This window comes from Fimbriimonadaceae bacterium, assembly GCA_019638795.1.
Taxonomy (GTDB): domain Bacteria; phylum Armatimonadota; class Fimbriimonadia; order Fimbriimonadales; family Fimbriimonadaceae; genus JAHBTB01.
In genome coordinates this window covers 108445-134197 of record JAHBTB010000004.1, presented here as the reverse complement: position 1 = coordinate 134197, position 25753 = coordinate 108445, and the positions used below count along the sequence as shown (strand labels likewise).

At 63.8% G+C, this 25753-nt stretch carries 18 protein-coding genes and 1 tRNA gene; 15 read left to right on the top strand and 4 right to left on the bottom strand.

The features are described 5' to 3' along the window. Position 1: 1 nt before the first annotated feature. The 11 genes from KF857_06795 (at position 2) to KF857_06745 (ending at position 13808) form a co-directional block, all read left to right on the top strand. Positions 2–361 carry an MmcQ/YjbR family DNA-binding protein gene (locus tag KF857_06795; protein MBX3111700.1) on the top strand — a complete coding sequence of 120 codons (360 nt, stop codon included), beginning with the start codon at positions 2–4 and terminating at the stop codon, positions 359–361. 10 nt (positions 362–371) lie between these two features. Then, positions 372–866, top strand: coding sequence for a YajQ family cyclic di-GMP-binding protein (locus tag KF857_06790; protein MBX3111699.1), 495 nt, complete (start codon positions 372–374; stop codon positions 864–866). A 111-nt stretch (positions 867–977) separates the two neighbouring features. Continuing rightward, complete coding sequence (locus KF857_06785; protein MBX3111698.1) at positions 978–1382, top strand: hypothetical protein; 405 nt, start codon at positions 978–980, stop codon at positions 1380–1382. Further along, a complete protein-coding gene (locus KF857_06780; GenBank protein ID MBX3111697.1) occupies positions 1336–2664 on the top strand; it encodes a homoserine dehydrogenase in 1329 nt (442 codons plus the stop codon). Before KF857_06785 ends, KF857_06780 begins: the two co-directional genes overlap by 47 nt. Next, the gene (locus KF857_06775) at positions 2661–3506 is read left to right on the top strand and encodes a carbon-nitrogen hydrolase family protein (GenBank protein MBX3111696.1); all 846 of its coding nucleotides are present in this window, start codon (positions 2661–2663) and stop codon (positions 3504–3506) included. The genes KF857_06780 and KF857_06775 overlap by 4 nt, the downstream gene beginning before the upstream one ends. A gap of 67 nt (positions 3507–3573) precedes the next feature. Next, on the top strand, positions 3574–5517 hold the full coding sequence (locus KF857_06770) for a DUF2961 domain-containing protein (GenBank protein MBX3111695.1): 1944 nt from the start codon (positions 3574–3576) through the stop codon (positions 5515–5517). 107 nt (positions 5518–5624) lie between these two features. Then, positions 5625–6896: a type II/IV secretion system protein gene (locus KF857_06765; GenBank protein MBX3111694.1), complete on the top strand. Its 1272-nt coding sequence runs from the start codon at positions 5625–5627 to the stop codon at positions 6894–6896. A 52-nt stretch (positions 6897–6948) separates the two neighbouring features. Then, the gene (locus KF857_06760) at positions 6949–8241 is read left to right on the top strand and encodes a hypothetical protein (GenBank protein ID MBX3111693.1); all 1293 of its coding nucleotides are present in this window, start codon (positions 6949–6951) and stop codon (positions 8239–8241) included. Positions 8242–8282: 41 nt separating this feature from the next. Next, positions 8283–10109, top strand: a complete 1827-nt coding sequence (gene aspS / locus KF857_06755; protein MBX3111692.1) for an aspartate--tRNA ligase — start codon at positions 8283–8285, stop codon at positions 10107–10109. Position 10110: 1 nt separating this feature from the next. Further along, the gene (gene nrdR / locus KF857_06750; GenBank protein MBX3111691.1) at positions 10111–10605 is read left to right on the top strand and encodes a transcriptional regulator NrdR; all 495 of its coding nucleotides are present in this window, start codon (positions 10111–10113) and stop codon (positions 10603–10605) included. A gap of 50 nt (positions 10606–10655) precedes the next feature. Beyond that, on the top strand, positions 10656–13808 hold the full coding sequence (locus KF857_06745; protein MBX3111690.1) for a PDZ domain-containing protein: 3153 nt from the start codon (positions 10656–10658) through the stop codon (positions 13806–13808). 47 nt (positions 13809–13855) lie between these two features. Here the strand turns inward: KF857_06745 and KF857_06740 are convergent, their stop codons facing one another. From KF857_06740 to KF857_06725, 4 genes are all read right to left on the bottom strand, one after another. After that, on the bottom strand, positions 13856–17032 hold the full coding sequence (locus tag KF857_06740; protein ID MBX3111689.1) for a DUF1553 domain-containing protein: 3177 nt from the start codon (positions 17030–17032) through the stop codon (positions 13856–13858). Positions 17033–17044: 12 nt separating this feature from the next. Then, entirely contained in the window at positions 17045–18499 is a 1455-nt protein-coding gene (locus tag KF857_06735; protein MBX3111688.1) for a DUF1501 domain-containing protein, read from the bottom strand. Positions 18500–18691: 192 nt separating this feature from the next. Next, a tRNA-Ile gene (locus tag KF857_06730) sits at positions 18692–18767 on the bottom strand. A 35-nt stretch (positions 18768–18802) separates the two neighbouring features. Then, the gene (locus KF857_06725; GenBank protein ID MBX3111687.1) at positions 18803–21196 is read right to left on the bottom strand and encodes a hypothetical protein; all 2394 of its coding nucleotides are present in this window, start codon (positions 21194–21196) and stop codon (positions 18803–18805) included. A 107-nt stretch (positions 21197–21303) separates the two neighbouring features. Between KF857_06725 and KF857_06720 the strand changes: the two genes are divergently transcribed. The 4 genes from KF857_06720 to KF857_06705 are packed head-to-tail and all read left to right on the top strand — an operon-like array spanning position 21304 to position 25745. Continuing rightward, complete coding sequence (locus KF857_06720; GenBank protein MBX3111686.1) at positions 21304–22794, top strand: sugar ABC transporter ATP-binding protein; 1491 nt, start codon at positions 21304–21306, stop codon at positions 22792–22794. Beyond that, positions 22778–23749 carry an ABC transporter permease gene (locus KF857_06715; GenBank protein ID MBX3111685.1) on the top strand — a complete coding sequence of 324 codons (972 nt, stop codon included), beginning with the start codon at positions 22778–22780 and terminating at the stop codon, positions 23747–23749. The genes KF857_06720 and KF857_06715 overlap by 17 nt, the downstream gene beginning before the upstream one ends. Next, positions 23736–24674: an ABC transporter permease gene (locus KF857_06710; protein ID MBX3111684.1), complete on the top strand. Its 939-nt coding sequence runs from the start codon at positions 23736–23738 to the stop codon at positions 24672–24674. Before KF857_06715 ends, KF857_06710 begins: the two co-directional genes overlap by 14 nt. Positions 24675–24689: 15 nt before the next feature. Continuing rightward, positions 24690–25745 carry a substrate-binding domain-containing protein gene (locus KF857_06705; GenBank protein MBX3111683.1) on the top strand — a complete coding sequence of 352 codons (1056 nt, stop codon included), beginning with the start codon at positions 24690–24692 and terminating at the stop codon, positions 25743–25745. Positions 25746–25753: the final 8 nt, after the last annotated feature.

Genomic DNA, 25753 nt, shown 5'->3' with positions numbered 1-25753 from the left:
TATGTCTGGATCTGAAGCAGCCCGGGAAAGGGTCCGTGCCGTCTGCATGGTCCTCCCCGATGTCGAGGAACGGCTCTCGCACGGTGAGGCTGCTTGGTTCCACATCAAGGGCAAGCAGTTCGTGATGTTCTGGGACCGGCACCACGACGGCCCTTTGGCCTTTCTTTGTGCCGCACCTCCTGGCCTCCAGGAGGCCCTCGTCGCCCAAGACCCCGTCCGCTTCTTTCGGCCTCCGTACTTCGGCCCCAGGGGATGGGTCGGGATCGTCTTGGAGCCTGGCGTACCGGTTGATTGGAAGGAAGCCGCCGATCTGGTCGCCCAGGCCCATGCCCTGACCAAGCCGACCCGGCGACGCCGGTAACCTCGGCGGTATGGCAACTCAAGAGTTCTCGTTCGACATTGTCTCCAAGGCAGACATGATGGAGGTCAAGAACGCGGTCAGCCAGGCGGGCAAGGAGCTTGACAACCGCTATGACTTCCGCGGCAGCATGGCCTCGATCGAACTGGAAAAGGACGAAGTCCACCTGGTCGCCGACGACGAGTTCCGCATGGAGCAACTGCGCGAGATCGTCGTCTCCAAGCTGATGAAGCGCGGTGTCGAGTTCAAGATGATCGAGATGGGCAAGATCGAACCCGGCTCGGGGATCAGTGTCAAGCAGAAGCTGACGTTCAAAAACGGTATCCCCCAAGACCAGGCCAAGGCCCTCGTGAAGCAGATCAAGGAAAAGGGTCTGAAGGTCAATGCCCAAGTCCAAGGCGCCGACGTCCGCGTCAGCGGCAAGTCGAAGGACGATCTGCAGAAGACGATCCAGTTCGTCAAGGGCCTAGACCTTCCCTATTCGGTCGATTTCGTCAACATGCGTTGATCGGAAGGGCCACTGGGAATGTCCCACGATTGGCCGACTCCGGGCCCCGGTCCACACCATAATAGTCACGTGTCCGACATCCCGGGAAAAATCGAGGAGCTCGTCGACCTCATGGACGAGTTTGGGCTCGACACGGTGAAGTACAAAGACGGTGACACGGTGTTGCACCTGTCGTATGTCGGCGCACCCGCCGCGACCGTGGTCTCCGGCGGGCCTGCCCCCGCAGCCGCACCCGTCAAACGTGCCCCGCGCCCTGCGCCCGTCGCCCCGGCGGCAGCGAAAGGGACCCCGGTCTACAGTCCGATGACGGGGGTTTTCTACATCTCGCCCAATCCGGGCAGCCCTGCCTTTGTCAAAGTCGGCGACCGCGTGGAGCCCGGCCAGGTCGTCGGATTGATCGAGGCAATGAAAGTCTTTAACGAGATCACCGCCACTGTCGCCGGGGTCGTCACGGAGATCAACGCAAGCAATGGCCAACTTGTCCAACCTGGAGACCCCCTCGTCCACATCAACTGAACCGCGCACCGTGCGCGTCGCGTTGCTCGGCTTTGGAACAGTCGGCGAAGGCACCTACCGGATGATCCACGACAACGTGGGGGCCGTGCGGAACAAGACGGGCGCCCGCATCAAAGTCGTCGGGATCGGTATCCGCGACGAGTCGAAGCCCCGGAGCCTTCCCGGCGACCAGTTCACGACCGACCTCAAGCACCTCGTGACGAGGGCCGACGTCGACGTCGTGATCGAGGTGATGGGGGGCGAACAGCCTGCCGCGGACCTGATCGAGACAGCCCTGCGTGCCGGAAAGCACGTCGTCACCGCCAACAAGGAGCTCATCGCCAAACACGGCTCCCGCTTGATCACCCTGGCCCGTGACTTAGGACTCGACCTCCACTTTGAGGCGGCCGTCGGCGGGGGCATCCCCGTCGTCCAGCCGCTGAAACACCAGCTGGCCGGCAACGACGTGCTCAAGTTGATGGGCATCCTCAATGGGACGACGAACTACATCCTCAGCCAGATGACCCAAACGGGCAAGGACTTTGAAGTCGCCTTGGCCGAAGCCCAGGCAAAGGGATATGCCGAGGCCGACCCGACAAACGACGTCGACGGCTTCGACACGATGTACAAGGTCTCCATCTTGGCGGCGATCTCCTTCGGTAAGCAGGTGCCCCTTGACGGGGTGTACCGCGAGGGGATCAGGAAGATCACCGCGGCGGACATCAAGTACGCCGATATGTTGGGCTACCGGATCAAGCTCCTTGGCGTCTGCGAGGAGTCCGGGCCCGGCACGGTGCAGGTCCGTGTCCACCCCGCGCTGTTGCCCAAGAGCCATCAACTCGCCCACGTCGAAGACGTCTACAACGCAGTCTGGATCAGGGCCGACTTTGCCGGTGACCTGATGTTCAGCGGGCGTGGGGCCGGGGCCGACCCGACCGCCAGCGCCGTGGTCGGCGACCTCGTCGACGTCGTCCGCAACATCTGTGTCGGCGGTTCGGGGAGCGCCATCCCGTACGGCACCGGACAGGCCCTCTCGCCGATCGCCGACCTCCAGACCCGCTACTACCTGAGGATGGAGGTCGTCGACCGGCCCGGGACGTTGGGAGAGATCGCCACCGCCTTCGGAGAAGGCGGGGTCGGCTTGGCGGCGATGGAGATGCGCACCAAAGACCAACCGGGCCTCGGGGAGATCGTCTTCTTCACTCACACCGGCCGCGAAGGAGATTTCGTCGCCGCCCTCCGCTTGGTCGAAGGCCTTCCCTGCGTCCGACGCATTGAGAACTGGATCCGGGTGGAAGAGTGACCAGGGTCGCGGTCGCCCAGTCCGACGTGGTGTATGGCGACGCGGCCGCGAACGTCCGCCGGTCCGTCGAATGGCTCGAACGTGCCCAGGCGGAGGGAGTCGACCTCCTTCTCTTGCCCGAGGCGTTCTTGACGGGATATGCCGTGGCCGACGCAGATAAGGCGGCCAAGATCGCCGTCGAGGTCAATGCCAATGAGGACTTGGTGGTGACTTCGTGGGATCCGGTGCTGGACAGGCTCCAGTCAGCGGTCGACGCGGGCGCGGTCCATGTCGTCGTCGGCTTTGTCGGACGGGACATCTTGGGACTCTATAATGGTGCCCTCCTGCTGACGCCAGGCTCGCCGTCCCGGGTCTATCGCAAAACGCACCTCCCCCACCTGGGAGTCGACCGGTTTGTGCGTCCGGGTGACCGGCTCGTCGTGTGGGACACCGAGATTGGCAAGATCGGGCCCCTCATATGCTTTGATCTACGCGTCCCTGAAGCCGCCCGGACTCTCGCCTTGCTGGGGGCCGAACTGATCGTCCTGCCCACCAACTGGCCGAACGGTGCCTCCATCACCCCCTGCCATATCGCCCCGACCCGAGCCGGGGAAAACAAAGTTTGGCTGGCCGCATGTGACCGCGTCGGCAGCGAGGGAGGCTTCACATTCATTGGCCAAAGCGGCATTTTTGACCCCTACGGCAACGCGGTCGCCCAGGCGGGCGAAGCTGAGGAGTTCTTGGTCGCTGACATTGACCTCACGGTGGCACGCGACAAACGGAACGTCATTGTCGCCGGAGAATACGAGATCGACCCCTTTGCGACGCGCCAACCCAGCCTCTACATGCCTTTGACAGGCTAGCCACTGTTCATTTACGACGGCCATTTCGCTCAACCATTGTCCGGCCCGATGCGCGCATAATCGGTCCATGACGTTGTTGCCGTTGCTGATCGCCGCGATTGCTCCCCAAGTCTCCGTCGAGTCTCTGTTGCCAGAGATGACCGACCTTCATCGGTTGTATCTGCCGCCAAGCCCGGCCTACACCTGCAGCCAAGCGAGCAGCTACGACCGGCGCAGCAAGACCCCGGGAAATGCCGACTGGTTCGCCAACGGGGACGCCGGCCATTTCCTCCGCGATGAACATGTCGACGGTCGGGTCGAGCACGTCATGGCCGACCTCAAGGGGCCCGGCGCCGTAGTGCGGGTCTGGTCGGCAAACCCCGCCGGCGTCGTCCGGTTCTACTTCGACGGCGAATCCACGCCTCGCCTGACCGAGAAGTTGGCGGACTTACTCAGCGAGAAACACGCGCCCTTTGGCTATGGCGCGGCAAACGGTTGGGACCTCTACTTCCCCGTTCCGTACGCCAAGAGCCTGAAGATCACCGTCGACAACTCCGACGAACGGTCGAAGAGTCTCTACTACCACGTCAACTACCGCAGCTACACGTCGCCGGTGAACGTCACGACGTTCACGACTGATGCCATGGCCAAGGCCCAGCACGGTGCCGCCGCGGCGGTGTTCACCAAGTTGGACCCGGTGCGTGGTGGCACGAAGGAAATGGGCAAGCAGATGCGGCTTGCCCCGGGAGGGTCGTCAACCTTGACGGCCATCGGCCATGGCGTCGTCGAAGACCTCACCTTGATGGTGCCACCCAAGTGGGCTACCGCCGAGGCGGGCCCGGCTAACGCCCAACTCCGCGACCTTGAACTGCAGATCGACTTCGACGGCGAGGCATGTGTCCGTGTGCCGGTGTCCGATTTCTTTGGTTGCGCCCCCGGGCTCTCCAAGTACGACACGATGGTGACCCACGTCGAGAATGCCGGCCGGCTGACCTCGCGCTGGAAGATGCCGTATGCGAAGAGGGCCGTCTTCCGCTTGGTGAACCATGCCAAGTCTGCCGTGACCGTCGATCTGACCGCACGGATCTCACCCGAAAGGGTCCGCGAGCCTTTTTACCGGTTCCATGCCCAGTGGTTCGCCGACGACGCGGGGACGCGACCCTTCCGTGACCTCCTGTTTCTTGACGCGAAGGGCCAAGGCCGTTATGTCGGCACCGGCCTCCAAGTGGGCAATTCCAACCCAGACTGGTGGGGTGAGGGAGACGAGAAAGTCTGGGTGGACGGCGAGTCGTTCCCCAGCACGTTTGGGACGGGGACCGAGGACTACTTCGGCTACGCCTGGAGCACTCCCAAGGTGTTCCAAAAGCCGTACCACGCCCAGCCGCGGGCCGACGGCCCCGGATGTGGCGGACAGATCAGCAACCTGCGCTGGCACATCATCGACTCGATCCCCTTCACAAAGAGCCTGAAGTTCGTCATCGAGGCCTGGCACTGGCGCGCCGACTCAGCATGCAGCTGGGCAGGGACCAGTTTCTGGTATGGGTCGGCCGGTTCGTCTCCCGCCCGACCGGTGGACACCGCCATGCTCCAACCGGTCGAGTACGTTGCCCCCAAGCCGGTGCCTGGTGCCATCGAAGGAGAGAAGATGAAGGTCTTGGAGCACGTTGGCGGTGACCTGACGATCCAAGGCGGGTTCCCTTCCATTTCCAACGGTAGCCAACTCTGGTGGCAAGACCCGAAGCCGGGAGACCACATCACGTTGGAGCTTCCGGTCGCGAAAGACGGCGTCTACGAACTGGTGGGCAGCTTCTGTCATGCCAACGACTACGGGGTTCACCATCTGTATCTGGACGACACCGACCTGGGTGAGCACGATTTCTATGGTGCGTTCGGGTGGCGCGTCGTCTCCCTGGGGAGCCACCGCCTCTCCGCCGGCAACCACCGGTTCAGAGCCGTGTTTGTCCGCGACAACCCCAAGGCGGAGCCCAAGCGCCACATGCTGGGCATCGACTACCTGAAGCTGAAGTCCTGAGTCCGGGCCGGCCCCCTGGACCGGGTGTCTGGGGGGCCACTCGACGCTCGGGGACGCTTTCCTGTAACATAGCCAGAGCTTCGCCAGGGGAGCGACAAGACAAGACCATGGGCACCGTCGGAGGGGACAACTACAACTGGGGCGCGGCAAAGCGGTTCCGGCTCATCATCCGTGAACAAGGCCAAGCGCGCGAAATGGGCGGCAACGAGATGTCGCTGGCAGTGGGCATCGTCGACAACATCATGATGCAGGCCCTCGACACGAAGGCCAGCGACATCCACCTCCAACCCGAGCGCGACCAACTCCGTATCCGGTTCCGCCAGGACGGCGTCCTCCATGACAACGGCCAACTTCCGCCTGAGCAAGCGGCCAACGTCCTTGCGAGGCTCAAACTCTCGGCCGGCATGAGGATCGACGAACAGCGGGAGCCTCAAGACGGTCGCATCGACATGGAATACGACGGGCGCCGACTGGCAGCCCGCGCCTCCTGTGTGCCCACTCTCAACGGCGAGAAGTTCGTCATGCGCCTTCTCGACCCGTCGGCGATGAAGGTCGACTTGGACTCGCTCGGCATGCCCGCCGACGTGAGGGACCAATGGATCAAGGCCGTCCAGGTCCCCTATGGCCTGATCCTTGTCACCGGCCCGACCGGTTCCGGTAAGACGTCCACCCTCTACGCCAGCCTTCACCAACTGGACGCCAAGCGGCGGAACATCGTCACCGTCGAGGACCCGGTCGAATACGAGTTCGATAACAACGTGGCGCAGGTGCAGGTCTCCGAAAAGGTCGGGTTCCCGCGCGTCATGCGCGCCTTCCTCCGGCAAGACCCCGACGTGATGATGGTCGGCGAAATCCGCGACCCGGAATCGCTCGCCATCGCCATCCAAGCCGGTCTGACCGGCCACTTGGTCCTGAGCACCCTTCACACCAACAACGCGATCGAGTCCATCGGACGAATGGTGGACATGGGCGGAGAGCCCTATCTGATCAGCGGCGTCCTTGTCGCCGTCATGGCCCAGCGCCTGGTGCGCCGGAACTGCACGAAGTGCGCCGAGCCGTTCCCCTACCCGCGGGAGGACTTGGAGCAGCTCGGCATCACCGCGGCAGACATGCCCAACGCCAAGCTTCTGAAAGGCAAGGGGTGCCCAGAGTGCCGTGGTACCGGATACAAGGGCAGGATCGGCGTCTACGAACTCATCATGGGTAACCGCGAGCTCAAGCAAGCAATTTGGCAGAACGCGGGATACACCGAATTATTGGGCGTGGCCAGAAAGCAAGGCTTTCGCACGATGCTCGAGGACGGCAAGGCCAAGGTTCTTGCCGGGATCACCACCCCGGAAGAGGTGATGAAGGCCGTCCTTACCCAAGCGGTGGACTAGTAAACCGAAAAAGACGCCGCCCCACGCCAGTTGCCGTGTAGAGTAGGTGTCGATGGAGTCGTCGACCAAGCGGATCGTCCTGGTCGGAGTCGGGCTGGTCGCACTCACCTACGCTGGTGTGCGGGGGAGCGAGTCCTTGGTCGCCTTCGCCAAGGACAAGCGCGAGGTGCACGACCCCGTCGCCCGGTTACCGGCCCTGCGAGAACGGGCCACGGAGCTTGGCTTGTTGGCAGCCCCGGTCCCCGCCGCGCCGACTCCGGCAGGCGACGCCCGGCCCGCCCTTGACAAGATTCGACGCCTCTTGGCCGGGGACCGGCGCCTCGCCTCGGTGGCGAACGGGCTCGCCGACAGCACGACGCTAGACAGGCAACCGAACGCGGGCAAGCTGCGGGGCTTGGTCGAAGAAGTGCTGTCCTGCCACAGCTACCTCCCCACCGGCGAACTCGATTATCGGAAGATTCTGCGGGCCACCGACCGGACCGCGGAAAGGGCCCTGTTCAGGGTCGTCATGATCGATGTCCACCACACCGTCCAGACGGGAGACCTTGACACGGCGATCAACCAACTCCGGCGGTTGGCGACGTTCCTGAGGTTTCTTTCCGACCACACCGACGACAATGCCGTCGTGACCTGGTACGCGGGTGTCCGGTCGTTCGCCACGGCCATGACCGCCGTCCTCGCCTCGCCTCGACTCACCGAGCGCCAACTGACATCCGCCTTGAGCTGTGTCCAGCATGCCGAGGCGTGCCCGGGCCTCGACAAGATCTGCGTGCGGATGATGAACGAGCTCGTCGCCACGACCCGCGAAGCGGACAAGCTGACTCATGAAGAACTTGGCAGCCTGAACATGAACGGCCTGAACACCCATCCGCCCCACACCGACGCCAAGTCTAAACTGGCGATGGAGTCGGGCCTTCTGGGGTACTTCACCAAAGGCATCGAAGTGGCCAAGAACCGTACGGCGACCCCTCTGCAGCGTGGCCTGGAGATAGACCGGATGATCCTGCCTCTTCAGCGGGAGGACCGCACCGACCACTACATGCTCCGGACGATCACCCCGGTCACCTTCCAACTGGGGCAGACGATCACTCGGGCCAATGAGATGGTGGCCTGCCTCGAAGCCTTGGCTGTCGCCGTCCAGTACCGTCAGCGAGCCCACACCTACCCCGACACCATTCCGGCAAGGTCGCTTTCTGTCGAGGTGGACGGCCACGTTTACAACCTCACCTACGAGAACCACGGCGGCCGTCCGGCGGTGCACAGTTATCCCAAGACGCCCACCGACTACGACACCGCCCGGCATGTCTCGGTGGACCCGTCTGCCGGTGTGTACGTCAACCTCTAGACCCCGGGCTCGCAGGTTCAAAAAGGTATTCTCCGACCTGCATGGGCTTCACGCAACGGACGATGTTTTGCGGCGAGCCGCGCGTCTCCGACGCGGGTCGCCAGGTCACGGTCAACGGTTGGGCGCACAAGGTGCGCGACCTAGGCGGTTTGCTGTTTGTCGACCTCCGTGACCGGTCTGGCTTGGTCCAGATCATCTTCGACCCGGAGAAGGGCACGCCTGAAGTCCGTTCCGAGACCTGCCTTAGCGTCACTGGCACCGTGCGTGAGCGGGACGGGGCCAACAAGAACGCCAACATCGGCACCGGCGACGTGGAGATCGTCGCGGAGACTTGGGAAGTCCTGAACCAGGCCGCCGTCCTCCCTTTTCCCGTCAGCGATGAATCCCAGATGGGCAAGGTCAACGAGGAACTGCGGATCAAGCACCGCTACCTCGACCTGCGCCGGCCCAGCATGTACCGCAAGCTCGCGGTCCGGTCGAGCCTGATCTCGCGCATCCGCCGCCACCTAGACAGCAAGGGGTTTCTGGAAGTCGAGACGCCCATCATCACGAAGTCCACCCCCGAAGGGGCGCGCGACTACCTCGTGCCCTATCGCTTGGAGCCAGGCAAGTTTTACGCCCTTCCCCAGAGCCCCCAGCAGTACAAGCAGCTCCTTATGGTCGCGGGCATCGAGCGGTACTACCAGATCGCCAAGTGCTTCCGCGACGAGTCACAGCGATCCGACCGTCAGCCGGAGTTCACCCAGCTTGACCTTGAAATGTCGTATGTGAACCAGGAGGACGTCCTCAACGTGATCGAGGAGATGACCCTGGACGTGGTCAACGGGCTCATCGAAGAGTTCGACCTCGACAAGGAGCGTGTCCAGCCGTTCGCCCGGATGACCTACGACGAGGCCCTGGCCAAGTACGGCAGTGACAAGCCTGACCTCCGGTTCGGCGTCGAGATCTTTGACCACACCGCCGCGTCCAAAGGCTCCGCATTTGGCGTCTTCGCCAACACCGTCGAGGCGGGGAACTTCGTCCGGGGTCTCCGGTATGAAGGGGGTGCCAAGCTCAGCCGTAAGGAGGTCGGCGAGCTAGAAGAGCTGTGCAAGTCGGCCGGGGCCAAAGGCATGGCCAGCCTCTACGTCGAGGACCCCGCTAACGAGATTGAGGGTTCGCTCCGTACCGGCAAGGGACGCCGTGTCCGGGGTGCGGCGGCGAAGTTCCTCGTTCCGGACGAGGCCGACCGCCTGATCGAAGCGGCCCAAGCCGAGCCCGGGGACCTGGTCTGCGTCGTCGCCGACACGTGGGCGGTCACCAACGAGGCCCTCAACAAGCTCCGCCTTCACATTGGCACGGCCCGAGGTCTCCGCGACCCGCGCAAGCTGGCCTTCGCCTACGTGCTGGACTTCCCCCTCGTCGAATGGAACGAGGACGAGCAGCGGTGGGACCCCAGCCATCACCCGTTCACGAGCCCGAAATCGGCCGACATGCAGTACATCGACACCGACCCAGGGCGGATGAGGGCGGACTGTTATGACCTTGTCTGCAACGGCGTCGAGATGGCGTCAGGCTCGATCCGGATCCACCAGCCCGAGATGCAAGCGCGGGTGTTCGACCTGATCGGCGTCGACAAGCAGGCCCAGCAAGAACGGTTTGGCCACATCCTTGAGGCGTTTTCGTACGGAGCCCCTCCGCACGGCGGCATGGCCCCGGGCATCGACCGTCTCGTCATGGCCCTGATGGACGAAGAGAACATCCGTGAGGTCATGGCCTTTCCGAAGATCGGCAATGGTTACGACCCCATGATGGACGCCCCCAGCACCGTGGACGAAGCCCAGTGGAAGGACATGGGCCTGCAAATCACACCGGCCCCGAAACCATGAGATGACCTGCCCGTTTTGCGGCCACGAGGAACACAAGGTACTGGACAGTCGACCCGCCCGAGACGGGACGGCCATCCGCCGTCGCCGCGAATGTGAGGCGTGCGGGCGTCGCTTCACCACGTTTGAGGAAGTCGAGCGACCACGGTTGGTCGTCGTCAAGCGTTCGGGGGCTCGGGAAGAGTTTGACCGCGAGAAACTCGTCAGGAGCATCTCGCTGGCCTGCCGCAAACGGCCCGTCGGAGTCGACGCGGTCCGCGCCGTCGTCGCCCGGGTGGAACGCGAAGCGTATGACCGGGGAGACGCCGAGATCGGTTCCGCCCAGCTCGGTGAGAATGTGCTCGAAGAGTTGCTCGACCTCGACAAGGTCGCCTTTGTACGGTTTGCCAGCGTGTACCGCGAATTTGACGACCCCGCCCAGTTCGCCGAAATCGTGCGGTCCATCAAGCCGCGGGCAAAGAGGGCCAGGGGCAACCTTGACGCCGTCGTGACCTCCTGAGCTTAAACTCACGCTGACGATTCCAGATTCGTAAGGGTACATTCCCTTCGATGATCGCTTCCCTCGCCTTGTTGCTGGCCACGACGAGCGGCCCGGCTTTCTTGCGTATGCCCGACGTCCGGGGTGACACGGTGGTCTTCACGAGCGAAGGCGACCTGTGGGTGGGGAGCATCGCCTCCGGCAAGGCCCACCGGCTGACGAGCGACCCCGGGCTTGAGCAGATGGCCCGGCTCAGCCCCGACGGCAAGATGGTGAGTTTCACCGCCCAGTACGACGGTGCCACCGAGGTCTATGTCATGCCGGTGGACGGAGGCGAGGCGAAGAGGCTCACGAACTTCCACACGACGGCGATCAACATGGGGTGGACACCGGACGGCCAGGGCGTCCTCTTCCTTTCGCCGCGCTACCCCCGGTATGCCCCGTTTGTCGTCCCGGCCCGGGGCGGCGAAGCCAAGCGGTTGCCCGTTGAGTTTGCTGGTATCACGCGGTTTGGCCCGGAGGAAGGCAAGTTTGCCTTCGTCCGCTTCATGAGGCAAAACGACGCCTGGTTCCGCTACCAGGGTGGGATGCAGAACCAGATCTGGATCGGCGACGCCAAGACAAAGCGGTTCAAGCAAGTCACCAACGACAAGGGGACCGACGAGTACCCGACATGGGGCGGAGAAAACGTCTACTACGTCAACGAGCAGGACGCCCGGTTCACGGTCATGGCGGTCCAGCCCGCCAGTGGAAAGACCAAGAAGATCGCCGGGCCGTACAAGTTCGAAGTGCGCAACTTGGGTACGGACGGGCACTCCTTGGTCTATGAGAAGGGCCGTGGCCTCGAACTTGTCGATTTGGGGACGGGCCACGCCAAGGAACTAGAGTTCGACATGGCGAGCGACCTGATCCACGCGCGACCCACCACCGTGCCCGCCGACGACTCCGTCTGGGGTTACACGATCACGCCGACGGGTAAGCGGGTCCTTGCCGAGTCTCGTGGAAGGATTGTCACCTTGCCCGTAGGCGAAGGCGAAGCACGGGTCTACAAGGCAAAGGACGGCGTCCGCTACCGGCTGGCCACCGTTTCTCCCGACAACAAGAAGCTCGCCTATGTCAGTGACGAGACGGGCGACGAGCGGCTTTATGTCGAGAATCTCGACGGCACCGACCGCAAAGCGCTGACTGACGACCACTGTCGGGTCGTCAACTTCAAGTGGTCACCAGACAGCCGGTCCATCGCCTGGAACGACAGCGAGATGGACTTCCGGTACATCGAGGTCGAGCAAGGCTCGGCCCACAAGGTGACGCACACCTCCTTCAACTGGGAAGGGGTCGATTACGACTGGTCGCCGGACAGCCGGTGGCTTGTCTACACCGACCCTGACACAGTCACAGGCTACAACTCCATCGTGCTCTACAGCACCGTCACCGGCAAGTCGACCACGGTCGGCCGCCAGGTGGCCAGCGACAACCATCCTTCGTTCAGCAGCGACGGCAAGTACCTGGCCTTCACGTCCAACCGGAACTTCCAAACGTCGGGCGACCCGTTCTTTGGTAGCCAACTCAACACGTCCAATCCGAACGTGGTCTGCCTGCTCACCTTGCAGGCGGGTACGCCCTCCCCGCTCCTGCCCAAAGACCCAGAAGAGGGGGCCGCGCCAGAGAAGAAGGACGACAAGAAGGACGAGAAGAAGCCAGAGTTCAAGATCGACCTTGAGGGCCTTGAGGCCCGACGTGTCGACCTACCGATCCCGGCGGGAAACTGGGGACAGGTCGAGGTGCGTGGTGATTTGGCCTATGTCGCCGGGGGCGGCTCGATCCGTGTGTTCAGCCTCAAGGACAAAACCTTCACCACCCTCACGGCGGGCAACGGGTTCACGTTCAGCGCCGACGGCAAGAAGATCCTTGTCGGTAACCGGGTCGTCGACGCGGCGGCCAGGGACTTGTCGCCGACGGCGGGCACCCTCAGCTTTGGTGGGTTGCGGCTCTCGGTCGACCGTAAGGCGGAATGGAGGCAGATGTTCCTTGAGGCATGGCGCTTCCTGCGTGACTACTTCTTTGTGAAGAACATGAACGGCCTTGACTGGGAGGGGATCAAGCAGAAGTACCTCCCTCTGGTCGACAGCGTCCGTAGCCGTGACGAGTTGGACATCCTCATCCGGTGGATGCAGAGTGAACTTGGCTCGTCCCACGAATACCTGGTGAGCGCCTCGCCCTATGGGCGAAGGATGTTGCAGGGCGGTTTCCTCGGGGCGTCCCTGGAACTCGACCCTAGCGGCTACTACCGCGTCTCTGAGATCCTTTCCGGCGACGGAGTACGCTCCGACGAGGCTTCCCCGCTCCTTGAACCTGGAGTGGACGTCCATGTGGGCGACTTCATTCTGGAAATCGGTGGGCAGCCGTTGCGCGAAGGCACGGACTACCGTTCCCTTCTTGAAGGACGGGCGGGCCAGGTCGTCTCATTAAGAGTCAACTCAGTCCCGAAGGCGGAGGGTTCGCGTGTGGTGCGCGTCCGCCCGGTTTCCAGCGAGAACCGAATGGTCTATGTCAGTTGGGTCGAAGCCAACCGGCGCATGGTCGACCGCCTTTCCGGTGGCCGGATCGGTTATCTCCACATGGCGGCCATGGGCAACCAGGACGTCGAAGACTTCGTCAAGCAGTTCTATCCCCAGCGGCACAAGGAGGCGATGGTCATCGACGTCCGGTTCAACAATGGTGGCTACACGCAGAGCATCATCACGCGTATCCTCGCCGACAAACTCAGCGGATACTTCAACCAGCGCGCCTCGACCGGGTCTTGGAGCAGGCAGACGGACTACTTCCTAGGCCCGCTTGTCGCCCTCGCCAACGAGTTCAACATCAGTTGCGGCGAGGAGTTCGCCCACCACTGGAGAGACCTCAAACTCGGTAAGTTGATCGGCCGCCGGACCAAAGGCGGCGAAGTCGGGAGCGACCCGGGTTGGCCGCTGGTCGACGGTGGTCGTGTCTATGTCCCGAACTACGGGATGTGGACGCCCAAAGACGGGTGGGTCATCGAGGGCCCCGGCGTCTCGCCCGACATCGACGTCCCCAGTGACCCCAACCTCTACGCGGAAGGCCGCGACCCGCAACTGGAGAGGGCGGTCCAAGAGCTGCTCGCCGAACTCAAGGCGCACCCGGTGGTCTTTCCCAAGCAGCCCGCCGACCCGGTCAAAGTGAAGAACGGCGGGCTTGGCGACTGACATAGGCCAGCCATGGCCCCGGCACCCTGCGCGGGTGCCGGGGTCCTTCAGTTCCGGTTCAGCGCTTCGTCCGTGTTGAGCACGGTGTTGCAGACCATCGTCCAAGCGGCGACTTCCCTGGGGTCCAGCCTCGCGTCGGCCGGCATTTCGCCGACCTTGAGCAGCTTGGCCGCCTCGTCCGGGTTGGCACGGTAGTAGGCGTCTCGCTTCTCGTACAAGGCGGACAGCACCTTGACCTCGCCAGCGTCGGCCGGTCGGCAGAGCACGACCTCGTAGAGCCACGAGATGCGGTCTGCCGAAGTCTTGCCTCCCTCGCGGACGACCCGCTCGGCCAGTTTTCGAGCCGCCTCGACAAAGACGGGGTCGTTCATCAGGACCAAGGCCTGCAACGGGGTGTTCGTCGACGACCGGCGCACGACGCAGAACTCCCGTTCGGGGGCGTCCAACGTCTGCATCGATGGTGGAGGCACTGTCCGTTTCCAGAACGTGTACATCCCCCGCCGGTACAGCTTGTCGCCGTGGTCTTGGACATACGTTTGGGCACTGAAGTCGTTCGCGCCAGGGTTGATCGCCATTTCCTCCCAGAGGCCCTTTGGTTGATAGGGCTTGACGCTCGGCCCCCCGATCTTGGGCACCAAGAGTCCAGAAACGGCCAAGGCCTGGTCGCGCAGAATCTCGGCTTTGAGCCTTAGCCTGGGGGCATGGCCCAGCAGGTCGTTTTCAGGGTCGACCCGCATCATCGCCGGACTGGCCTCGCTCACTTGGCGGTAGGTCTTTGAGGTCACGATGAGCTTCACCAAGGCCTTGGTGTCCCAACCGATCCGGATGTATTCGGTGGCCAACCAGTCGAGGAGACGGCGGTGGGTCGGCCACTCGCCCTGGACACCCAGGTTTTCGACGGTTTTGACGATGCCGGTGCCGAAGAAGCCTTGCCACATCCGGTTGACGGCGACACGGGCGACCAAGGGGTTCGCCGGGTCGGTCATCCATTTGGCAAGGCCAAGGCGGTCGGGGGCGAATTTCTTGCCCGGGATCTTGAACGCCTCGGGAAGCGTGGGCACGAGTTCAGGCCCGGTGGGCTTGTCGTAGGCTCCCCGGTCCAGCAGGAAGGTCTTGCGCTTCTCCTTCCTTTCCCGCATGACCATCGTGTTGGGAATGGAGGCCTTCAAGTCGTCCCGTTCCTTTTGGGTCGTGCGGAGTTCGGCGTCCATCGCGGCGTAGGCAGGCACGCGTTCGAGGCAGTAGAGGCGGGCCAACTGTTGCCTTTGCGCCCGGGTCCGCTGGGGTTCGGGGACACGGACGATGACGCGGGCGGGGTTTGCCGCCGCGAGGCGGGTCGCTTCTTCGGGTTTCCAGACACCTTTGGCGACCACCACGTCGTCAACTTGGCCGTTGAACCGGTCGATGTCAGGTGACCTCCGCCCGATCGTGAAAGGTTTTTCCGTTCTCAACGTCCCGGTGAGGCTGTCATGTTCGGCCGAGACCCCGACGGCCTTGCCGTTGATGTAGACCTTGACGCCAGCCGCTTTGCCACTTCCGTCATAGCTCACCGCGACATGCGTCCATGTGTTCATCTTGACCGGGTCACTCGCGATCACCTTGACCGTGTTGACCGGCCATTTGTCGATCAGGTGCACCATGACGCGGCCCGAGGCGTCGATGTAGCAGTCCCAGCCTCGGAAGTCCTTGCTCGCGTCCATCTTGGCGATCGGCGAGCCCGCACCGCCCCTCCAATTCACCCACAGCGCATAGCTGAAGGCGTCCTTGCTGTCAAAGTCAAAGACCGGACCACCGTCGAGATAGCCGTCGGCGGCGATGTCCAGGCCGCCAGTCGAGCGCCCGGCAGTGGGCTTCACGTTCCCCACCACCTTGGGAACGGGCACGGACCCCGCCGTCACCTTGGTGACGGTGCCGAACTGGTACCGGCCCAGGAGTCGGGACGCCGGCACGTCATCGAGTGAGCCGTCAGGCCGCCAGCTTTGGGCCCGCCAAAGGTTTTCTTGGACGACCGGCGCCATTTTGGCCTGGAGGTCTTGCTCCTTGTCTTCCAACTCCTTCAGACGACGGCTTTGCCACGGGTACGGGTCGTCAATGAAGGGTCGGGCATTGCCGAACTGGCCGTCTAGCCCAAGTTCGTCGATGTTGTTGAAGTAGGCGAAGAACTTGTAGTAGTCCTTCTGGGTGATGGGCTCGTACTTGTGGTCGTGGCACTGGGCGCACTTCATCGTCAGGCCCAAGAAGGCGGTCGACGTCGTGTCGACGCGGTCGGCCACATAAGCAGTCTGGTACTCCTCAGGAATCGCGCCGCCCTCGTAGTCGATCGGGTGGTTGCGGTTGAAGCCGGTGGCGACAATCTGTTCGTGGGTCGGGTTCGGCAGGAGGTCTCCCGCGAGCTGCCAGGTGAGGAACTGGTCATAGGGCATGTTCGTGTTGAACGCCTCGATGACCCAGTCCCGCCAACGATACATCGAGCGGGCGCTGTCGATGTGATAGCCGTGGGTGTCGGCATATCGGGCCACATCAAGCCAGGCCAGACCCATCTTTTCGCCATAGTGAGGACTGTCCAAGTATCGGCCCACCATTTTTTCGTAGGCGTCCTTGGAGTCGTCGCCCAAAAACCGGTCGACTTCCGACGGGGTCGGGGGCAGGCCGGTCAAGTCAAGGGCGACGCGGCGGACCAAAGTGCGACGGTCCGCTTCTGGCGAGAGGCGCATACCGTTCTCGACTAAACGCTCTAGCACAAAGGCGTCGATCGGGTTGTCGTAACCGGCCGGCGCGGACGGCACCGTCGGCCGTTCCAGAGGCAAGTACGACCAGTGCGCCTCGTACTTGGCCCCCTGCTCCACCCACGCCCTGATCGTCTTGATCTGCTCGGCAGTGATCTTTTTGTTGCTGCTGAGCGGCGGCATCTTTTCCGGGTCGCTGTCAGGCAGCGACATGCGTCGGATGGCCTCGCTCATGTCCGGGTTCCCGGGGACAAACGGTTGTTTCCCGTCGGCCAGCTTGGCCGTCGCACCCTCGAAAGTGTCAAAGCGGATGCCGCTGATGCGGGTCGCCTCGTCAGGCCCGTGGCACTTGAAGCACGTGTCGCTCAGAATGCCGCGGATATCACGGTCGAAGCTGACCGTGGGGGCCTTGTCCTTCGCACGCGATGGGACGGGCCACAGGGCGACGGCACCGACAAACGAAGCCGCCACACCAAGTCCAAGCTGGGAAAGTCTCATGGGATTGGAGGTTCAGGAAAGGATGTCGTGGACGACGTTGCCGTCGACGTCGGTCAGCCGGAAGTCTCGGCCTTGGTAGCGGTACGTCAGCTTCTCGTGGTCGATCCCGAGCAGGTACATGATCGTCGCGTTCAGGTCGTGGATGTGGACTGGGTTTTCGACGATGTTGTAACAGAAGTCGTCGGTCTTGCCGTAGACCAAGCCCTTCTTGATCCCGCCACCTGCGAGCCAAATGCTGAAGCATCGGCCGTGGTGGTCACGACCGTAGTTGTCGGCGGTCAGTGTGCCTTGCGAGTAGACCGTCCGCCCAAACTCGCCACCGAAGATGATCAGCGTCTCGTCGAGCAGGCCACGCTGCTCGAGGTCCTTCACCAGTGCCGCAGCCGGCTGGTCGACGTCATTGGACTGCCCTTTGATGTTGACCGGCAGGTTGCCGTGGTGGTCCCAGCCCTTGTGGAAGAGTTGGACGAAGCGGACCCCGCGCTCACTCAATCGACGCGCCAAGAGGCAGTTGGCGGCAAAGGTTCCCGGCTTACGGCTCTCCGGCCCGTAGAGTTCGAACGTGGAGTCTGGTTCCTTGCTCAGGTCGGTGAGGTCGGGGACGGACGCCTGCATCCGGTAAGCCATCTCGTATTGGGCGATCCGAGTGTTGATCTCGGGGTCCATCGCCTCGGCAGCCTTCTGTCGGTTGAGCTCGGCCAGTGAGTCGAGCATTTCCCGCCGGGCGGCCCGGTCGACGCCGGGAGGGTTGCCCAGATACAGGACAGGGTCTCCAGCGGCCCGCATCTTGACTCCCTGGTGGACGCTGGGCAAGAACCCAGGCCCCCACAGCCGCCCAAAGAGGGGCTGGTCAGACTTGTTGAAGCCCTGGCTGATCAGAACGATATAGGCCGGCAGATCGGAGTTCTCGCTACCGAGGCCGTAACTCATCCAGGCCCCGATGCTCGGACGGCCCGGCTGCTGCGATCCAGTCTGGATGAAGGTGATCGCAGGGTCGTGGTTGATCGCTTCGGTGTGCATCGACCGGATCAAGGTGATGTCGTCGATGATCCCGCCGATGTGGGGCATCAGGCTCGTGATGTGCGTGTTGTTCTTGCCGTACGCCTTGAACGGGTGGATCGGATAGACGCACGGGAACGACGACTGCCCGCTGGTCATGCCGGTGATCCGTTGGCCGTTCCGGACGCTCGCGGGCAGTTCCTGGCCGTGGTGTTGCTTCAGCTCAGGCTTATAGTCGAAGAGGTCGATGTGGCTGGGCGCCCCGCTCTGGAACAAGTAGATGACCCGTTTGACTTTTGGCGGGAAGTGCGGGGCGGCCAAGGCACCATGGAATGTGTTGCCCACCGCTTTCTTCACTTGTTCTTGCATCACCGGGTGCGCGAACGCCTTGTCGGCGTTCAGGAGGTCACCGAGGGCGAAAACGCCGATTCCCGTCGCGGCCCGGCCAAAAAAGTGCCGCCGGGTCATCACCAGTTCAAATTCCCTACGAGGATCCACCACGAACCTTCCTGACCGCTTCGACGCGGCCTATGGGTACTGTACTCACAAGGACGCTGTCCAGGCTCGAAAATTGACGATAACCTGAGGGCATTGGCAGTGGTCGGAAAAGAATCTGGCCGGATTTGCCAATTTGTTGGGGAGGGGTGCCCGATCTTTGCCTGGTGGGACCGGCGGGATTCGAACCCGCGACCCGGTGGTTATGAGCCACCCGCTCTAACCGCTGAGCTACAGCCCCATGGAATCAGGCCCTTAGCGTACCAGTTCCACCTCTCAGGACGTCAGGTGGAGCGTCCTCGCCGATCCTTCACCGGACGCCACGACCAAAACTGGGCCGTCCACGCGGACGCCGTCAAGACTCGCTGCATACGGGCCGTGCCCTTCAACCTTGATCCGGATGGTGTCACCACGGTAACGACGGGTCATTTCATATCCCGGCAGGCACTTCGGTAGGTTCGGCGAGACGACCAAGCCCGCGGGCGTCGCCCTGACGCCGAAGATCCAGTGCACCAGCGCCCGGCGCATCCACGCGGCGCTCCCCGTGTACCAAGTCCACCCTGCACGGCCGGTGAACGGCGAGTCGGGGCCGTCCACATTGCCCGGCATCACGTAGGGCTCGGCGGCGTAGAGGTCGGCGTTTTGCGCCGACCGCGCGGGTGGGCACATGCCCTGCCAAATCTGCCAAGCAGTCTCGGCGTCCCCCGCCTTGGCAAAGGCCTGGACCGCCCACGTGGAGGCATGGCTGTAGACCCCGCCGTTCTCCCGCAGACCTGGCGCATACCGGGTGATGTAGCCGATGTAGGGGTCGACCTCGTCGTAGGCGGGGTCGAGGAGCAGCGCGCCAAATGGTCTCACGAGCCGCTCTTTGGCCGACCTCAGGGCGGCCTCCTGCCGTTCTGGCGAGGCGATGCCGGTGAGCACCGCCCAAGTCTGAGGATTCAGGAAGATTTGCCCTCGTGGCCGGCTGGAACTGCCAAAGGGCCGTCCCAAGTCGTCCGTTCCGGCGATGTACCACGAGCCGTCCCACGCGTGGGTCTCCACCGCTTGACGCAGGGCATCGGCTTGGGCGACGTACTCCGCGGCGCTAGACTCCGCCCCCACGGCGTCGAGGACGGGGGCCATACGACACAAGACCGAGTAGAGGAACATCGCGTCCCACACGGACTCCCCTTTTCCGTCGATGCCGGCATGGGAGAGGCCGTCGTTCCAATCTCCGCTTCCGATGAGGGGCAGGCCCCGGTCAGACCGGCTGGACAAGGAGCGCTCGATTCCTCGGAGGCAGTGGTCTAGCAAGGTGCCCCACTCGTCGGGGCGCTTGGAGACGCGGTCGACGTAGGAATACTCCTGGTCGAGGATCTCAAAGTCGCCGGTTTCGTCGAGGTAGTCCAGTGTCGCATGGGCCAGCCAGAGGCAGGTGTCCGAGTGGTGGCTCTCGACGGCCACCGCTGTGCCCGGATGCCACCAATGAAGGACTCCCCCGTCCGGGAACATCGCCTCGGCGTGGCGACCGATCTGAACTTTGGTGACCTCAGGGTCGGTGTCGAGTTCCGACAAGCTGTCCTGCAATTGGTCACGATATCCGTACGCTCCTCCCTGCTGGTAGTAGGCGCACCGGGCCAGCAGGCGGCCGACCAGAGCCTGGTTCGGCAGCCATCGGTCGGTCATCAAGGAGACCAAGGGGGAGTCGCACCGGACTTCGAGCCTGCCGCACCGCTCGACCAACTCGGCCAGGCGTTGCTCCAGAAGTTCGTCCACCGCTTCGATCGTGGTCGTCTCGGCGACGGTCAGGGCCGCCTCCCGCGATTCCTCCGCGCCAAGCACGAAGGCGAGACGGGCCCGTTCTCCCGGTGCAAGGGTCAGTCTTCCCCGCAATCCCGCGACCGGGTCGTCCCACCGACCCGTGACGACCGCGGGGCGGTCCTCGAGCAGGGCTCGCGGGCGGTCCAGGCGGCCCGCCGGACCCAGGTAGGCCGACTTGTCACCGAACCATTCCACTGCATCAAGACCCTTAACGGCGAAGTACCCGAAGCGCGTCGCTTCAGGTCGCTCGCGGGTGCCTTCCAAGAGGCCTGTCCTCTTGTGGGCCAGGAAGGTGTCGCCGTCGGCCTCAGTGGTGACGAAGAGTCGGTGGAACTCGCGGTGCCAGTCGCCTTGACCGCCCAGATGCCAGTCAATGAAGCTACCGACGGTCAGTTCGCGAGCTTGTTCAGTCTCGTTCCAGATGTCGAGGAGCCAATACTCGCGGGCGCCTGTATTGGGCACAAAGACGGTTTGGACCGTCCGGACACCGTGGCGCACCCGTTCAAAGACGCTTTTGCCCAGCCCATGGGTGACCCGGTCGTGGCCGGACACCTTTTCGGGGGCAAAGGTCGTGCCCCAAACCCTCGACTCGCTAGGCTCGGCCAAGTAGACGAACCGGCCGTAGTTCTCCACCGCCATGTCCTGCTCCCAACGGGTGAGGCGGAAAAGTTGGCAGTTCCCGACCCACGAGAACCCGCCGCCCATTTGGGAAACGACCAGCCCGTATTCTTCGTTGGCAAGGACGTTGACCCATGGACGGGGGGTCTCGACGTCAGAAATGACGAAGTCCCCGGCAGCGTCGAAGGCGCCATACCGGCTCGCTCCCAGGTTGGACCACGACGACGCGACAGCGTTGGGTGTGACCATGGCAAAACATCAAGGGCGGAGATTCCGCCACCGAGACAAAATGCTACCGCAGAACCGGTTCAGTAAGGTTGATTTTAGTACCGGCGAGCGCATAATCTGACGGCGACATGGCGCAACTGGCCGCCCAGGGGCTCTCCGTCACCTACGGGGGCGTCGAGGTCCTGTCCAAGGTTGATTTGCAACTCGCCCCCGGCCAACTGCACGCCTTGGTCGGCGAGAACGGAGCCGGCAAGTCTAGCTTGGCGAAGGCCTGCGCTGGTGTGGTGCGGCCGTCAGCCGGGGCGGTCGCCGTGGACGATGTCCCGGTCGAATTCCATAACCCACGACAAGCCTTGGAAGCTGGTGTCTGCCTGGTCCACCAAGAGCCGCAAGGCTTCCCCGACCTGACCGTGGCCGAGAACATCGCCGTCGGAGCCTGGCCACGGAAACCGGGCCGATTGGACTGGCAGGCGATGGCGGCGACCGCCCGCGGGTGCTTGGCGAGTGTCGGATTCACCGTCGAACCCCGCCGCCGCCTAGGTTCATTGTCCGCCGCCGAACGGCAAGCGGTCGAACTCGCCCACGGTCTCGCCCGTGGGGCCCGCGTCTGGTTCTTCGACGAGACATCGGCCGCCCTGACCCCGGCGGAAAGCGAGCGTCTCTTTGCCGTCATGCGGCGACTAGCCGACGACGGCTGCGCGGTCGCCTTTGTCACCCATCACCTCCAGGAGGTCGTCTCCCACGCCGACGTCGTCACCGTCCTCCGCGACGGCAAGGTGGTGGGGCATATGGACAAGGGCACGTACACCACCGGTGACCTCGTCAAGCTGATGGTCGGGCGCTCCGTCGAACTCGACGCCCCGGGGCCACAGGGTTCTGGCGAAGTAGTCCTGCAAGTCGAATCACTCGGAGTCCGTGGCGTCGTCCATGACGTCAGTTTCGAGGTGAATGCGGGCGAAGTCGTCGCCCTGGCCGGCCTAGTCGGGGCGGGTCGGACAGACGTCGCCCAGGCGATCTGCGGACTTCGCCGCCACACCGGCAAAGTGTCATTCCTCGGTCGCGACCTACGGAAGACGTCGGCGGCCCGGCGATGGCGGGCCGGGATAGGATCGGTACCCGAAGACCGCCAACACCAGGGCTTGCTCCTGCCCCTTTCGGTCGCCACGAACGCGACCCTGGCGAGCCTGGGCAGGACGTCAGTGGCGGGGTGGCTGATGGACCGCCGGATGGACGACGCCACGAAGGAAGTCGGGCGCGGCCTTGGCCTCGTTTTCCGTGGCCCAGACCAAGAAGTCTGCCTTCTGAGCGGGGGAAACCAGCAGAAGGTCGTCTTGGCCAAGGCCCTCCTGGCCAGACCGAAGTTGCTCGTCTTGGACGAACCGACACGCGGGGTGGACATCGGGGCAAAGTACGACATCCACCGCCTGATCCGGCAATTGGCAGGTTCAGGGGTCGCTGTGCTTGTCGTTTCGTCAGACCTCCCGGAGGTGATGGCCCTGGCCCACCGTGTGATCGTCATGCGCCAGGGACGGGTCGCAGGTCAATTCGACCATGCCGACGCCAGTCCCGAGCGGATCATCGCCCTGGCTTCCGGAGGTGCCGGTGCGCTGGCCTCGTGAAGGCACCGCCCTGGCGATGGTGGCCTTGGTCTGCGCCGCGGCGGCGGTCAAAGAACCAAGGTTCTTTTCTGCCGCGTCTTTGGACAGCGTGCTCTTGTGGCTGCCCGTCTTGTTGGTGGTCGCGGCAGGACAAATGCCCGTCATCGTCACCAAGGGGATCGACGTGTCGGTTGGCTCGACCGTCGGCCTGACCGCCTTTGCGGTCGGTATGGTCGCCAGGGACAACCCTGGCTTGCCCGTGGCTGCCCTTTTTGCCATCGGGCTCCTCGCCGGAGCATTGTTGGGATGTGTCAACGCTGGGCTGGTCGTCTGGGGCCGGGTCCCGCCGGTGGTCACCACGATCGGGACGATGACCGCGTTCCGCGGCCTGGCGTTCCTCCTCGCCCAGGGCAAACAAATCAACACCGACGACGTCCCCAGTGCCCTCACCGCCCTCGGCCGCGAAGGCGTCCATCTTAGTGGCGTGACCGCAACCTGGCACCTGGTTCTGGCGGCTGTACCCTGCGTCCTCTTGGCCTGGGCTCTCGCCCAGACCAGGCTAGGGCGGACCGTCTTCGCCGTCGGGAGCAACCCGGTCGCGGCCAGATTACGTGGTCTGAACGTCAACCGGACTCTCGCGACCGTTTACGTTTGGTCGGGGGTCTGCGCCGGTCTGGGCGGCGTCGTCTATCTCAGCCGGTTTGGGTTTGTCAACGCGGCCAGTGCGGGGGTCAACCTGGAGCTGAACGCCATCGCGGCGGTCGTCGTCGGTGGAGTACCCGTCTCCGGTGGAGCAGGCTCGATGACGGGGGTCGTCGCGGGATGCGTGCTCCTTGCTATCGTCAACGTCGGGCTGAGCGTCTTGGGGGTGGCCGCCGACTGGCAACTGCTTGCCTATGGCGTGGTGGTGCTGGTCGCCCTTGTCGTCGACGCGCTGGGCGGTCGCGCCCGGGACGGTGGCCATGCGCTGGCGTGAGATGGTCCCCCTGGGGCTCCTGCTCCTCGTCCTGTTCTGGGGCTCGCGGGTCTCCCCCCGGTTCCTTGACGCCCCGTACCTTCTTGACTCGATGAACCTCTATGTCGAGACCGGCCTGCTGGCCGTCGGCATGACGTTCGTCATCATGTGCGGGGAGATCGACCTTTCCGTCGCTTCGACGACCGTCTTGTGTGCCTGCGTCGCGGCAAAGTGGTGCCCGCCGGGCTGCCCGCCCAGTCTGCTGGTACTCGTCTGCGTCGGCGCAGGCGCGCTGCTGGGCTTGGTCAACGGCGCGCTCGTCGCCTGGGCCCGGGTGCCGTCGTTCTTGGCGACCTTGGCCACCATGGCCGCGTTCCGAGGCGTGGCGCAGGCATGGATGGGGCCCTATTCGGCCAAGTGGCCGGTGCTCAAGGGCCTCGACCGGGCCCACGTCGTCGGGTCGGCGGTGCCATGGCCCCCGGTGGTGTGGCTTGTCGTCGCCGCGCTGGCCGGACTTCTACTCCACCGCACCGTCTATGGCCGCTGGGTGGCAGCGGTCGGCACAAGCCCCGTGGCGGCCCGGTTCAGCGGGCTCCCCGTCGAGAGGACCAAGCTCATCGCCTTCACCATGACCGGTGCCCTCGCCGGACTCGCCGCCTTGTTCCTTGGATCCCGTCTCGGCGTGGTCAGGCATGACCTGGTGCGGGGGCTCGAACTGGAGGCGATCACCGCGGTCGTCGTCGGGGGGACGAGCATCCTCGGGGGCCAAGGCACGATGCTGGGCACCGTGACCGCCCTGCTCCTTGTCGCCGCGGCCAAGACGGCGATGGGTGTGGCGGGCGTCAAACCCGAAGTGCAGGTCACCGTCGTCGGTGTCTTGCTTGTCGGTGCGGTTTTGGCCGGTAACATGTCCGCGCTGGTCCGCCGACGCCCGGCCCGGGCCTGACCAATGGAGACAACCATGATACGCACGCTCCTTGCCACCGTTCTGGTCGCCGGTATCTTCGTCGCCGGCTGTGGGACCAGTTCCAATGACGCGGCCACTACGGGGGGCACGCAGGCCAAATCCGGGGCCCTTCACTTTGTCTTCGTGCCCAAGAGCGCGGGCAACCCCTACTTTGCCGAAGTCGAGAAGGGTCTGCAGAAGGGTGCCAAGGAACTCGGGGCGACGATCGAGACCCAAGCCCCCACCTCGGCCGATGCGACAAGCCAAGTAGGCACGATCAAGGACGCGCTCCAGCGTGGCGTCGACGTGCTCGTCGTCTCGGCCAACGCCCCCGACACCCTGAACGACGTCTTTGACGACGCGAGAAAGAAGGGCGTCATTGTCCTGACCGTTGATTCCGACATCACCGGGAACGAGGAGCACCGCGACGCATCGGTCTTGCCCACCGACTTCGCCAAGGTCGGGCCCGCGTTGGTCGAGAACCTCGCCTCGCTGACCGGTGGCCAAGGTGATTTCGCTATTCTCAGTGCGGCGACCGACGCCCCCAACCAAAACGCTTGGATCGCGGGCATGAAAGAAGCGTTGAAAGACCCCAAATACGCGGGACTGAAGCTGGTCGACACGGTGTACGGCAACGACGAACCCGAGAAGAGCGCGACTGAAATGCAAGCCCTCTTGACCAAGTACCCCGACCTTCGTGCCGTCGTCTCGCCGACGTCGGTCGGGCTCGGTGCCGCCGCGCAGGTCTTGGAGACCAGTGGCCAGTATCCGGGCGGCCCCAAAGCCAAGGGCCCCGGCATTGAGCTCACGGGCTTGGCGACGCCTAACCAATTGCGGGCCGCCGTGGAAAAGGGCGTCGTGAAGAAGTTCCAACTGTGGTCGCCGGCTGACATGGGTGAAATCGCCGCCCACCTGGGCGCTGCGCTTCATGCCAAGAAGTTCCTTCCCGAGGAAGGCAAGTCGTTCGATGTCCCCGGCCTGGGGTCGAAGACCTTTAGCGCCAAGGGGGTCGTCTACGCCGGCCCGCTGGTGACGTTCGACAAAGCGAACATCGCCAATTTCGACTTCTGAGGCTGAGG

Excerpts from the sequence above, each read along its gene's own strand:
- nrdR (MBX3111691.1), top strand. The coding sequence starts at position 10,111 with ATGACCTGCCCGTTTTGCGGCCACGAGGAACACAAGGTACTGGACAGT.
- KF857_06790 (MBX3111699.1), top strand. The coding sequence starts at position 372 with ATGGCAACTCAAGAGTTCTCGTTCGACATTGTCTCCAAGGCAGACATG.
- KF857_06760 (MBX3111693.1), top strand. The coding sequence starts at position 6,949 with ATGGAGTCGTCGACCAAGCGGATCGTCCTGGTCGGAGTCGGGCTGGTC.
- KF857_06725 (MBX3111687.1), bottom strand. The coding sequence starts at position 21,196 with ATGGTCACACCCAACGCTGTCGCGTCGTCGTGGTCCAACCTGGGAGCG.
- KF857_06735 (MBX3111688.1), bottom strand. The coding sequence starts at position 18,499 with ATGACCCGGCGGCACTTTTTTGGCCGGGCCGCGACGGGAATCGGCGTT.
- KF857_06795 (MBX3111700.1), top strand. The coding sequence starts at position 2 with ATGTCTGGATCTGAAGCAGCCCGGGAAAGGGTCCGTGCCGTCTGCATG.
- KF857_06740 (MBX3111689.1), bottom strand. The coding sequence starts at position 17,032 with ATGAGACTTTCCCAGCTTGGACTTGGTGTGGCGGCTTCGTTTGTCGGT.
- aspS (MBX3111692.1), top strand. The coding sequence starts at position 8,283 with ATGGGCTTCACGCAACGGACGATGTTTTGCGGCGAGCCGCGCGTCTCC.
- KF857_06780 (MBX3111697.1), top strand. The coding sequence starts at position 1,336 with ATGGCCAACTTGTCCAACCTGGAGACCCCCTCGTCCACATCAACTGAA.
- KF857_06705 (MBX3111683.1), top strand. The coding sequence starts at position 24,690 with ATGATACGCACGCTCCTTGCCACCGTTCTGGTCGCCGGTATCTTCGTC.
- KF857_06765 (MBX3111694.1), top strand. The coding sequence starts at position 5,625 with ATGGGCACCGTCGGAGGGGACAACTACAACTGGGGCGCGGCAAAGCGG.
- KF857_06745 (MBX3111690.1), top strand. The coding sequence starts at position 10,656 with ATGATCGCTTCCCTCGCCTTGTTGCTGGCCACGACGAGCGGCCCGGCT.
- KF857_06710 (MBX3111684.1), top strand. The coding sequence starts at position 23,736 with ATGCGCTGGCGTGAGATGGTCCCCCTGGGGCTCCTGCTCCTCGTCCTG.
- KF857_06720 (MBX3111686.1), top strand. The coding sequence starts at position 21,304 with ATGGCGCAACTGGCCGCCCAGGGGCTCTCCGTCACCTACGGGGGCGTC.
- KF857_06770 (MBX3111695.1), top strand. The coding sequence starts at position 3,574 with ATGACGTTGTTGCCGTTGCTGATCGCCGCGATTGCTCCCCAAGTCTCC.
- KF857_06785 (MBX3111698.1), top strand. The coding sequence starts at position 978 with ATGGACGAGTTTGGGCTCGACACGGTGAAGTACAAAGACGGTGACACG.